The sequence below is a fragment of the Coxiella-like endosymbiont genome, assembly GCF_002871095.1.
Lineage (GTDB): Bacteria > Pseudomonadota > Gammaproteobacteria > Coxiellales > Coxiellaceae > Coxiella.
This window is the reverse complement of record NZ_NSHJ01000098.1, coordinates 1-12,098: the sequence shown is the minus strand read 5'-3', so window position 1 is coordinate 12,098 and position 12,098 is coordinate 1. Positions and strand designations below refer to the sequence as shown.

Here is a 12,098-nt window from a genome sequence, read left to right as displayed (position 1 = left end):
ATAAGGAACCTTATATAATCCTAATTAGGGAAAAGTTCAATAAAATTTAGTCACTATGAAGGTTTACTTTCTGATCTCGAAAGTACAAAAAATGTTTGCTCTAAATATCTACTTTAATTATGGTTCATATTATTATCTCAAAAATAATAAATGCATTAATTTCAGCTAAAATCGTTCTAAAGATTTTGTGGCTTATTATGAATTGATAGCTAATAACGAATCACCTCACCCAAATTAATGAAAGAGCTTTTTAAAAGTTTAAAAGCAAGAATTAAATAACTTTCATAAAAAATACTTAAAAAAACAAATTACTCTTTTTAAGAGGGTAATCTTAGATTGCTATTTGTACAGATGCACCCCAGGATTTTTAGCTAAAAGATCATGTATCATTATGATGAATTAGCAGAGTAAATAAAGATAAACCATATCTTCATTAAATGTATTAATCGGTAATTTAACGCTACATAAGCAATAATAATCTCTATCTTGCTATCTTTCAAGATAAAAGAAACACTTTATAACTACTTAATTAAGGGATGGAAATTCTCATCTGTTTACAACAATTAGATTTTTAATAGTTCAATTCATGATGAAATTTGCTTACCTTAAAAAAACACTTAGTCCAGAGTAATATTTGTTATCTATTCAGAGATCTAATTTTAGTTTTATTTCGTCAGTTGTCCTAAGAAACTTAGGAAATTATTTGATAGTCTATTATATTAAATAAAATGATGTTTTTTTAAAACAGATTAATAAGGTTTATTTTTTATAAAATTTTTGGAGCGGGAAACGAGATTCGAACTCGCGACCCCAACCTTGGCAAGGTTGTACTCTACCAACTGAGCTATTCCCGCTTATTTAAGCTAATTTATAAATACATTAACAGTTACTACTACTTTTAAGGTTTAGTTTAAAAGTTAGTTTTCTCTCTTAAAGTCTCTTCTTTGTAGTGAGACAGAGCTATTATTAGCTTTTAGAACTTGTTGTCAAGTCTTGCCAAGCTATCTTTAAATAAATGACCATTGTCCATATGGTCAGAAGGGCCGCAACCCACAAAAAAAATACCCCGCTTAAGATAATCCACAAGGACCTTCCAGGTACATACCAAATCAATAAAATCAAAGCGATCATCTGCAGAGTAGTTTTAATCTTAGAAAGAAAACTAACAGTCATAGTGGTACGTTTACCTAATTCCGACATCCATTCCCGCAACGCGGAAATAATTATTTCTCGACAAATGATAATCGCTCCAGGAATTGCCAAATAAGCTACATAACATTCTCCCACCACCAGAACTAATACTGCTCCTACTAATAATTTGTCGGCTACAGGATCTAAAAATGCTCCTAAATCAGTTGTTTGTGATAAACTTCGAGCTACATAACCGTCTAGCCAATCTGTTAGTGCAGCAAATATAAAAATTATTGCAGCAACTGGGTGAGCCCATCTAAAAGGTAAGTAATAAAAAAGACCTAAAATAGGAATAGAGGAAAGTCTAGTCAAGGTCAGGAAAATTGCAATATTCATAGGAAAATTCTACGGTGATTACTTAAGAGGTCAAGTTAATTAGAAGAACTCTGTAAATAGTAATAAATAGATTTAGCTAATTTTTTACTAATACCTGGAACCTTGGTAATTTCTTCCACGCTTGCCTTTTGAAGTTCCTGTAATCCTCCAAAATATCCTAATAATTCACGACGACGTTTGGGTCCAATCCCTTTTACTTGCTGCAATTGAGATTCAACTCTACGTTTAGCTCGTTTAACCCGATGTGCTGTAATAGCAAATCGATGAGCTTCATCACGAATTTGTTGAATCAAATGAAAAGCTAAATTATCAGCAGGAAGACGGATTGCTTTTTCTTGACCCCAAATATATATTTTTTCTAAACCAGATTTTCTAGCAGGGTCTTTAGTTATAGCAAGCAAAATTACCTCACTTATTTGTAATTCTTCCAATACTTCTGCTGTTAATCGCAATTGCCCCTTACCTCCATCGATCATCAAGAGGTCAGGTAAAAATACTTTTCTTTCTTTCGATCGTATATAACGTCGCACAAGGACTTCTCTTATGGCGCCATAATCATCTCCCGCTTGGAGATCGGAAATATTAAATCGTCGGTAATGACGTTTTATTGCTCCCTCTTTTCCAAAAACAACGCACGAACCAATAGTAGCCTCTCCAAGAGCATGACTGATATCAACACACTCAATACGGGAAATAGGGTTATGTAATTGTAAAACTTTCCGTAATGCTTCTAATTTAATTGAAAAAGTATTGATTTCCAGTAAATGTTGAGAAAGGGCTTGCCGCACATTACGAATAGCCATCTGACGCCACTGCTTATAAGGTGCGTGTTTTTGATTGGTAATTATCACTATTTTTCGCTGTAAACTTGCAGATAAAGCTTGTTGAATCCATAGGCGGTCAGGTAGGGGCTCATTAGTTACAATTTCTTCAGGAATGTCACCATTGCGAAGGGGGCTTAAATAATATTGGGGAATAAATTCTGATAGTACGGTCTGTAGGGTTATCCCCTTTGGCATATCAGGGAAAAAAGGTTTATGGTCAATAATACGACCTCTTCGAATGAATAAAATCGTAATCCCAATAGCTCCGTTAATTTGTGATACTGCAATTACGTCCACATTCTCTTTCTCACTCATAATGAACTGTTGTTTTTGAATCTGGCGTAATTCCCGAATTTGCTCTCGATAATGGAGAGCCTTTTCAAAATTTAATTCTTCAGAAGCTACTTCCATTTTATAATTTAATTTACTAATAATTTCATTATCTTTTCCTTCAAAAAATAAAATAGCGTCTTCTACTTGACGCCGATAACTTAGTTCATCAACATAACCCACACAAGGTGCTGTACACCGTTTAATTTGGTATTGTAAGCAAGGACGACGAGTTCGGTGTTTAAAAAAAGAATCACTACATTGGCGTAACTTAAATAATTTTTGAATTAATGCTAACTTTTCTCGCACCGAGCCTACTGTAGGGTAAGGCCCAAAATAACGACCTAAAACTTTTTTAGATCCACGGTAAAAATCTAGTCTAGGAAATTTCTGGTGGGTACCAAGATAAAGATAAGGATAAGATTTGTCATCCCGTAACAATACATTATAACGAGGTTGAAACTGTTTAATAAAACTTGCTTCTAATAAAAGTGCTTCATTTTCATTACGAGTGATGGTAATTTGGATGAGACAAACTTGTGCCATCATTGCTTGAGTTTTACTATCAAGATGGTGATAAAAATAACTACTTATTCGCTTTTGTAAATTACGTGCTTTACCTACATAAAGGGTTTCCCCTTGAGAGTTTTTTATTTGGTACACGCCTGGCTCTGTTGGAAGAGTAGCCAGATAAGTTTTAGGATCAGAAATAATCATAATCGTTCAATAACTGACGGAGAGACAGGGATTCGAACCCTGGGAAGAGTTCCCTCCTCAACGGTTTTCAAGACCGCCGCATTCAACCACTCTGCCATCTCTCCAGTTAATAGATGATTTTTAAAGCTTTTTATCTGATAAGTAGCCCATACTTTTATAGACACTGTGATACCTTTTTCTGAATTATCTCTCATTTATATTGTATACGGCAATTCTTGCATAAGCACTACTAGCATCTCTCTCTAGATCTTTAAAAATCTTATTAAGAAAAAAATAAATAACATTTAATGATTTTTAATTAATGAAAAATGAAAAGCAAAAAGGATTAGAAAAAAGATTACTAATTATTTATTGTTTCTCTGTTTGATTAAGCCTATGGAGGGTAAGTCAACGGAAAGATTATTAATCGATTAGAAGTGTAATCATACAGATTAATTAAAAGGTATAAATATGTTGGTAGGTATAAATTACAACATTTTTAAATAGATTTTTTTACTATTTCTTTGGCATTTTCTGCCGTTAAAACTTCCTAGCTAATATATATGATCAGATTGGAAACTTGTAAGAGAACTTATTAACGAAGAGTTTGCTCCTTAATCTGTGAAGGTAGCACTCAAAGCTTTTATACTTACAACTTTCTTCAAAAAGCACACAGTTAGGTTAAGAAACCTATTATGTATGAGTGTACTAGATTTTTATCATCCTAAAAGATTCTGTACAAATTAATATACTAAATAATGGATTGCTGTTAATCGCTGTTTTGTGTGACTTTTTAGGAGCAAGACAACTTTATTCTTTAGGAAAGCTAATTTTTATAAAAACTACCCCCCCTCTTCTGATTACCTACTCTTAATTAGTGCTATTTTGGTTAACCGGAGAGAGTTATTATGATCATCATGGTATCTTTGTTCGTATTCACAACTTAGAATACAAGGCCTTTTAATAAAAATATCTTTAAGTAGGACGTTTTTCACTCAGGGTTAGTGTATCAAAATAGTACCTTCGTTCAAAAATAAGCTCGATTAGTTAAATAGCTAGAAATATTTTGTTATCCATTTTAAATATTTTTAGGACTTTTTCGATAAAACCAATGCTGTTAGTTTTTTCAGTACGTGCCTTAAAAAATTACTACTCTCATTTTATGAATGAATATCTCTAACTACTTAATTACCCCCTCCTTAGATAAAATTATTAAGCTAATTTTAAATAATCTATTTCCCCCATATAAGGTTTTAATACTTTTGGCATACAAATGCGACCATCCACTTGCTGGTAATTTTCCATAATAGCAATTAAAGTACGACCTACGGAAAGGCCTGAACCATTGAGAGTATGGAGCAATTCAAGTCTTTTTGTCTCAGGATTACGCCAGCGCGCTTTTATTCGACGAGCTTGAAAGGCTTCACAATTACTACAAGAAGAAATTTCTCGATAGCGTTGCTGAGTAGGTAACCAAACTTCTAAATCATAAGTCTTAGCTGCAGAAAATCCTAAATCACCGCTACATAATTCTACTACTCGATAAGGCAGATTTAATAATTGCAATACTTTTTCTGCTTGACCTGTTAATTCTTCTAAAGCTTTATAAGAACTTTCTGGCTTTACTAATTGAACAAGTTCCACTTTTTGAAATTGATGCTGACGAATCATTCCACGAACATCTTTTCCATAAGAACCTGCTTCACTTCGAAAACATGGTGTTTGGGCTACCCATTTTTTAGGGAGTTGGGTACTTTCAAAAACTTTATCTCGAGCTAAATTAACCAAAGGCACTTCTGCTGTTGGAATTAAAAAAAAGTCCCACTTTCCTGCTACCTTAAATTGATCTTCTCGAAACTTAGGTAATTGACCAGTACCATACAAGCACTCCTCATGAACTAAATAAGGAACGTACATTTCCTGATAGCCGTGATCTTCGATATGCAAATCTAACATAAATTGTGCTAGAGCGCGTTGCATTCGCGCTAATTCACCACGTAAAACAACAAAACGTGCACCTGATAATTTAGCTGCTGCTTCGAAATCTAATTGACCTTTTCCTAAAGAAATATGATCTTTAGGAGAAAAATTAAAATCAGGTATCTTACCCCATTTACGAATTTCTCGGTTATCATTTTCGCTCTGACCATCGGGAATAGAGTCATTAGGAAAATTAGGAAGTGATAGTTGAAAATCTAATAATTCTCTTTGAATAGTCTCGAGCAAAGACTCATGTCGGTTTAATTCTTTTCCCACCTTTGAAATATCAGTCATTAAAACTGGAATATCCTTGCCTTTTGATTTAGCCATTCCAATCATTTTTGATAATTGATTACGTTGAGTCTTAAGGGATTGAGTAATCGTTTGGTAAGCTTTTCGCTTCTTTTCAAGCTTTAAAAAAAAATTTTTATCGAATTCAAAGCCGCGGCGACGCAATTTTTGCACTACTTCATTTAAATTTTGGCGTAATAATTTAGGATCTAACACAATCTTTCCTTAAAAAAATAATTGCTTGACCTAACCAAAAGCTCATAGGATGGGGTTATCGTGCATGAGAATATCAAATAGAGATCGATATTAGCAAGAGCAGTACCGAAAGCATACGATTGAAATAAAGAGATAGTAGTAAAAAAAGCTAAAGAAAATAGTAAACCCTCACCAAGAAGCTTATAAAGATCCCCGCTGATTAAATATCTCTGATAAACCAAAGCGACCCTAACATATAATATCTTGAATTAAGATAACAATAAGAAAGAAACTAATTTAGATTGATAACTAGATTCCTCAGAAAAAATTTTTAGCTAAAATTTCATTAAACAGAGAGAAAACATAAAAACTATAATAAAAAATTTATAGATTGGTCAATTAATACAACAATTTTGCTCTCTGTATTTTTCATTGAAGTTTTTAAAATTTTTAAGCTTTTTAATTTTTAGCCTTCTATTTATTATTTTCCATTTTAATAGAACATAATATTGATGATCTTTTAACGATACTGAGGAATGAATTTACTCTCCGAGAAAAAACTTGTCAGGCTCACCGTAATTGTATTGATACTCTTTTCTATCAATACTTACTGTTTCCTTAAATTAAGTAAAACTTTCCACACTACACTATTTCTTTGCATCGTAAGACAGGGTATTAAAATCTTTATAAAACTACCTTTCTTTATAAGTTCATTAGTGCAATAAAAATTACAGATTGTCATAAAAAGCAACTTCTTACTCTGATGTTCCTACTCACTAATAAGTTTTTGAGGAATCAAGGCTTATTTGTAATGTGCGAGAATATGCTAAGGTTTCCAATATTTTTTATTTGCTATTTGTAAAATGTGTCTTCTAATATAAAAGGGGTCCGATCCATAGAGTCATTTATCTAACACATCTGAGATAACTAAGTAAAGCTCTATATTTATAGAGATAAAGGGACCCATGAGAAATTAATTGATGTAAGGTGAAAATTTGAGAGCATAAAAAGCTTCGTTTTGTTTATTAAAACAACGTTGTTGTAAACCTTTATTAAAAACTTTATCAAACAGACCGTTTTTTAAAGAACTATTTTTGTTTTCCTCACAATAAAAATAAGCCAAGATTTTTAAAATATTTAAAGATTGAGGAACATGGCCATCGGAAAATTATTCGCTACATTTACGTAACGAACAAAAAATTTCTACAATTTTCTGTTAAATCATCGTTTGGGATCTTGGAACGTGATTTCTTTAAGATATTCAATGGATAAATATATTCGTGTGTATGATCATAAAACGTTCTTTAATTAAAGAGAGGAATTTTTTATTATAGACACACCTTATTATACAAGTAATAATAAGGTCTATTGATTTATACAAACCAAAAGAATATCTTATTAACCCTTATTTAAGGGTAGTGAAAGTGAACCCTTATTTTATCAACAAATAAAAAGTAGGCTGATGAATAAATCTTTTGAGGTTATTCTTGTGTGCCATTTGCTAACCCGCTTTAACTACATCGAATATTCCCCTTTAGACCCGCTAAAATAGAAAATAAAGATTCTATAGAACAGGAGGGACTGCATTCTTTGCGCGATAATTTCTATGATAGCATTTTTTTGTTTATCTCTAGAGAAGTTTATCTTTTAGGCTATTATAGAATTTAATTTTCCAATATAATTTTCCCTATTTTGAAATAGGGACTTATTTTTATCAGTTAATCAATCCTTTTGAGTATTAACTTTTTCCAGTGAGTAAAGAGACATACGAATAGCAAAGGAAATAAAATCATTGTTTGATGATATCCACATCATGTGAGGGTTTAAGTTGAAATAAGTAATCTGCTAGCGGTTGGTTAATTTTAATGTGTTTAAATCGAAAAATACTTCTTTCCTCTAACTGATTTAATAGGGTCAGTTCAGTCAGTTTCTTTTGTGTAAATTTTAATTGGATCCATTTAAAATTGAGATTCTTTTTAATTCGAGGTACTAATTCAAACATTATAGTACCATTATTTAGTGAACTTTTTATTGTAAAGTTTGGTTTTAAATCTTTGATAGAACCTGATAAGAAAGAGACAGGAGTAATAGTTTTTCTTCTTTCCAGTGGTTGTTGGATAGCTTGAGATAAATCTTTATTATAAATCCATAAGCTTTTTCCGTTGGTGATAATAATTTGATTGGTAAAAATATTTGTTTCCCAGCGAAAATTCCGTGGCCGTTTGAGCATGATACGGCCCCAACTTTTTTGAATGACTCGTTTCTCACTATCAAACGTTGTTTGTCTGAATGTAGCCTGATAAGTATTAAAACTGGACAGTAATTGACTTAATTGAGAGGCAGCATCAGGTTTCTTAACTGAAATACCAACTAAAGGGATAGTAAGAAGAAATAATATAAAAAAAAATAAGTTAATTTTATAATTCATTGTATTAATTTTGATTATTTTATAATTCGAGTTTTCATCAAAACATACTATTCAAAACCTTTAGGGATTCATTTCAGCATTTGATTTTTTGTGATGGGATCAACACTTCACGAGTTCCATTATTTTCTATGGAAGTAACAACACCAGCTATTTCCATGGCTTCTACGATTCGGGCAGCTCGATTATACCCAATTTTAAAACGGCGTTGAATACTCGATACAGAAACTCGTTGAGATTGAATAACAGTTTCTACTGCTCGGTTATAAAGGGGGTCTTGTTTGGACCCTTCTTCTTCTAATCCACCCACTAAAGCGGATTTTTTAAAGCTGTTTAGGCTTTGAAAGGCCTTTATTTCATCAAGAATTTCTTCTACATAATTAGCTTCACCACTTTTCTTTAAATATTCTGCTACGCGATGCACCTCTTCATCCGTAACATAAGGACCATGGACTCGAATCGGGACTCCCATACCCGGAGCTAAGTAAAGTAAATCTCCATGTCCCAATAGTTGTTCTGCTCCTTGTTGGTCTAAAATAGTCCGTGAATCAATTTTAGAAGAAACTTGGAAAGCAACACGGGTTGGAATATTAGCCTTTATTAAACCCGTAATCACATCTACAGAGGGTCGTTGAGTAGCGAAAATTAAATGAATACCTGCTGCACGAGCTTTTTGTGCAAGGCGAACAATAAGGGTTTCGATTTTTTTACCCACTACTACCATCATATCCGAAAATTCGTCTGCAATCACTACAATCTGTGGTAACTCTTTAAGCTCTTGTGGTTTCCTTTCTTTATTAGTTTGCAGGGGGTCTAGTAAAGGTGCTCCGGCTTCACTCGCCTCTCGCACTCTAGTATTATATCCTGAGATATTACGTACTCCCAAGGCAGCCATGAGAGAATAACGCCGCTCCATTTCAACTACACACCAATGTAACACTGAAGCTGCATTTTTCATATCAGTCACTACGGGAGTCATTAAGTGGGGAATCCCTGCATAAATAGAAAATTCCAGCATCTTAGGATCAATTAGGATGAGGCGTAAGTGTTTCGGAGTAGCTTTATAAAGAAGGCTTAATAACATGGTATTCAAACTAACAGATTTACCGGAACCTGTTGTGCCTGCTACTAACAAATGAGGCATTTTTGCTAAATCAACAATAACTGGGTACCCCCCGATATCTTTCCCTAATACTAAAGTTAAACTAGACTCTGAATTTTGATACTGCTTAGTAGCTAAAACTTCATACAAAGATACCACCTCTCGAACCTTATTAGGGATCTCAATGCCAATAACGGATTTACCCGGGATTACTTCAACTACTCGTACACTGATTACCGATAAAGAACGAGCTAAATCTTTCACTAATTTAGTTACACGACTTACCTTTGTTCCAGCAGCCAACTCTAACTCAAAACGAGTTACTACAGGCCCCGGATGGACAGACACCACCTGAGATTGAACTCCAAAGTCCACTAAACATAATTCTAATTCTTTAGATTTTTTTTGTAATTCCTCTTCGGAAGCAGAGGCTTCATAATTTTTTACAGGTTTATCCAGTAAAGAAAGATCTGGAATGATCGTAGAATTTTTAAATTGATGTGCTTTAAATTCTGTATCCACAATTTCTAATTGGGGACGTTTAGTAATTTTTACTTTGAGATTCATGTCTTGTGATTCTAGAATTAATGTTGGATTTACCCGTTTAATTTGATGAATAGCGACCGATACCTCTTGATTTTTAAGAGAGTGAAATAAAAATAAATTTTTCCATGAAATTACTTGTAACTGTTCTTTTGTTAACTGTGTAAGCTTTATCAAAACTTTACCTAAAAATTCCAAAAACCTAAACCAAGATAAGTCGGTGAATAAAGTGATTCCAATCATTAAGAAAGAAAATAAAATTAATGTAGTTCCTATCCTATTACAAATAGGAAGTAATTTTCCAGCCACTACAGTACCGAGTATCCCACCTGCATTAAACGGCAGATGAGAGGATGAAACAGAGCAATAAATCACAGCCAACCCTGTGCCTGCTAATAACAGTAATAAAAATCCCACAGAACGTAAAAGTACTAAAGACCATGTTACGAAACCTTCAGTTCCTTTTACATGTCGATTTCGTAAGAAAAACCATCCAACACGAGAAAGCATGATAGGAAAAAGATAACCCAGGTATCCAGCCGTATATAAAAGAAAATCAGAAATCCACGCCCCTATTTCTCCTGTAACATTAGCCACTTTTTTAATTACTACATTATGCGACCAACTCGGGTCTGAGGAGTGATAACTTACTAAAGCAAGAATCAGAAAAACAGAAAATGTAAGTACTACAATAAAACATCCTTCATACAAACAATAATGCAAATTCGTTCGAGAATTAATCTTCATTTGCCTTTTTAAAGTGTTGCGTTTTTTATTTTGATTCATCGGAACTACCCCCCACCTACTTTGATGAAAATACAATTAGACCGGAAAGAAAAAATTTTAATTTTAATTGCAACTGTTATTCAATAAATACTAGCAGTGCTGGATAATTACGTTTAATATTATTAACTAACATAATTTTTAACAAACATCTCAATTTAGATAAAATCATGAATAAAAAACAACAGCATGCTCTCATTATTCTAGGTTCAGGTCCTGCCGGCTATACTGCAGCCATTTATGCCGCCCGAGCTAATCTCAAACCTATTATGATCACGGGAATTGAACAAGGGGGACAATTAATGACTAGCACAGATATAGATAATTGGCCTGGGGAAGCACCGGGATTACAAGGTCCTCAACTTATAGAAAGAATGCAAAAACATGCGGAACGTATTAATACAAAAATAATTTTAGATTACATTCATGAAGTAAATTTAAAAAAACAGCCTTTTATTCTTACCGGTGATAGTGCTACTTATACTTGTAATGCTTTAATTATAGCTACAGGGGCTTCTGCCCGCTATTTAGAACTACCTTCAGAAAAGGTTTATATGGGCAAGGGAGTTTCGATATGTGCCACCTGTGACGGTTTTTTCTATCGGGGGAAAAAAGTTGCTGTCGTAGGGGGTGGAAATACAGCCGTAAAAGAAGCTCTTTACCTTTTGCATATCGCTTCTCATGTAACACTCATTCATCGTCGGGATAAATTACGCGCCGAAAAAATGCTGATTACGCAATTAATGAAAAAAGTAGAGGATGGAAATATCAACATTGAATGGAACTATGTAGTTGAAGAAGTCCTTGGCAATGATACAGGTATAACTAGCGTTCGTATTAAAAATGTTCAAGATAAGACAACTAAAGAAATCCATATCAATGGTTTGTTTATCGCTATTGGTCATAATCCTAATACAAGAATATTTAAAAACCAACTTGATATGAATGAAGCAGGTTACTTACGCATCAAATCTGGTTTAGAAGGTAATGTTACCGCCACCAACATTCCAGGTGTATTTGCAGCAGGTGATGTTAGCGACCAGGTATATCGTCAAGCTATCACTGCCGCAGGAATGGGTTGTATGGCGGCTCTAGATGCGGAGCGCTATTTGAATAGCTCATTTATAGAATAACTTACTTTCACAAACCTTATATTGAGGAACTCATGAAGGTTATTAGTAGGTAAATGGGGATAATCGGGTTTCTTAATGACTACTCAAGCTAAGTTCCTCAAAAAAAAAATCAAGGCCTGTTTTTTGGTCAAGTTAATATAAACGTCATTCAGACTTTTTATGCTCGTTAATAAAATATCTTCTTCTAATAAAAAACTTTTTGAAAAGCATCTGTTAGGACACTACTCACTCATCACTATAAATTAACTATTTTATACACGTTATTTTTT

At 33.4% G+C, this 12,098-nt stretch carries 6 protein-coding genes and 2 tRNA genes; 1 reads left to right on the top strand and 7 read right to left on the bottom strand.

Annotated elements, in window-relative coordinates; translation table 11 throughout:
• Positions 1 to 778: 778 nt before the first annotated feature.
• From CLERM_RS01980 to CLERM_RS01950, 7 genes are all read right to left on the bottom strand, one after another.
• A tRNA-Gly gene (locus tag CLERM_RS01980) sits at positions 779 to 854 on the bottom strand.
• A 112-nt stretch (positions 855 to 966) separates the two neighbouring features.
• Positions 967 to 1,527 carry a CDP-diacylglycerol--glycerol-3-phosphate 3-phosphatidyltransferase gene (gene pgsA / locus CLERM_RS01975; RefSeq protein ID WP_102156926.1) on the bottom strand — a complete coding sequence of 187 codons (561 nt, stop codon included), beginning with the start codon at positions 1,525 to 1,527 and terminating at the stop codon, positions 967 to 969.
• 35 nt (positions 1,528 to 1,562) lie between these two features.
• Complete coding sequence (gene uvrC / locus CLERM_RS01970; RefSeq protein WP_102156925.1) at positions 1,563 to 3,398, bottom strand: excinuclease ABC subunit UvrC; 1,836 nt, start codon at positions 3,396 to 3,398, stop codon at positions 1,563 to 1,565.
• Between the two features lie 17 nt (positions 3,399 to 3,415).
• Positions 3,416 to 3,502, bottom strand: a tRNA-Ser gene (locus CLERM_RS01965).
• Positions 3,503 to 4,589: 1,087 nt separating this feature from the next.
• A complete protein-coding gene (gene serS, locus CLERM_RS01960; RefSeq protein ID WP_102156924.1) occupies positions 4,590 to 5,864 on the bottom strand; it encodes a serine--tRNA ligase in 1,275 nt (424 codons plus the stop codon).
• Between the two features lie 1,768 nt (positions 5,865 to 7,632).
• The gene (gene lolA / locus CLERM_RS01955; RefSeq protein ID WP_408936549.1) at positions 7,633 to 8,280 is read right to left on the bottom strand and encodes an outer membrane lipoprotein periplasmic chaperone LolA; all 648 of its coding nucleotides are present in this window, start codon (positions 8,278 to 8,280) and stop codon (positions 7,633 to 7,635) included.
• A 64-nt stretch (positions 8,281 to 8,344) separates the two neighbouring features.
• The gene (locus CLERM_RS01950) at positions 8,345 to 10,699 is read right to left on the bottom strand and encodes a DNA translocase FtsK (RefSeq protein ID WP_102156922.1); all 2,355 of its coding nucleotides are present in this window, start codon (positions 10,697 to 10,699) and stop codon (positions 8,345 to 8,347) included.
• Between the two features lie 167 nt (positions 10,700 to 10,866).
• Between CLERM_RS01950 and trxB the strand changes: the two genes are divergently transcribed.
• On the top strand, positions 10,867 to 11,829 hold the full coding sequence (gene trxB, locus CLERM_RS01945) for a thioredoxin-disulfide reductase (RefSeq protein WP_102156921.1): 963 nt from the start codon (positions 10,867 to 10,869) through the stop codon (positions 11,827 to 11,829).
• Positions 11,830 to 12,098: the final 269 nt, after the last annotated feature.

What these genes read in the sequence shown, in the direction of transcription:
- uvrC (WP_102156925.1), bottom strand. Translation starts at nt 3,398, where the DNA reads ATGATTATTTCTGATCCTAAAACTTATCTGGCTACTCTTCCAACAGAG.
- trxB (WP_102156921.1), top strand. Translation starts at nt 10,867, where the DNA reads ATGAATAAAAAACAACAGCATGCTCTCATTATTCTAGGTTCAGGTCCT.
- CLERM_RS01950 (WP_102156922.1), bottom strand. Translation starts at nt 10,699, where the DNA reads ATGAATCAAAATAAAAAACGCAACACTTTAAAAAGGCAAATGAAGATT.
- pgsA (WP_102156926.1), bottom strand. Translation starts at nt 1,527, where the DNA reads ATGAATATTGCAATTTTCCTGACCTTGACTAGACTTTCCTCTATTCCT.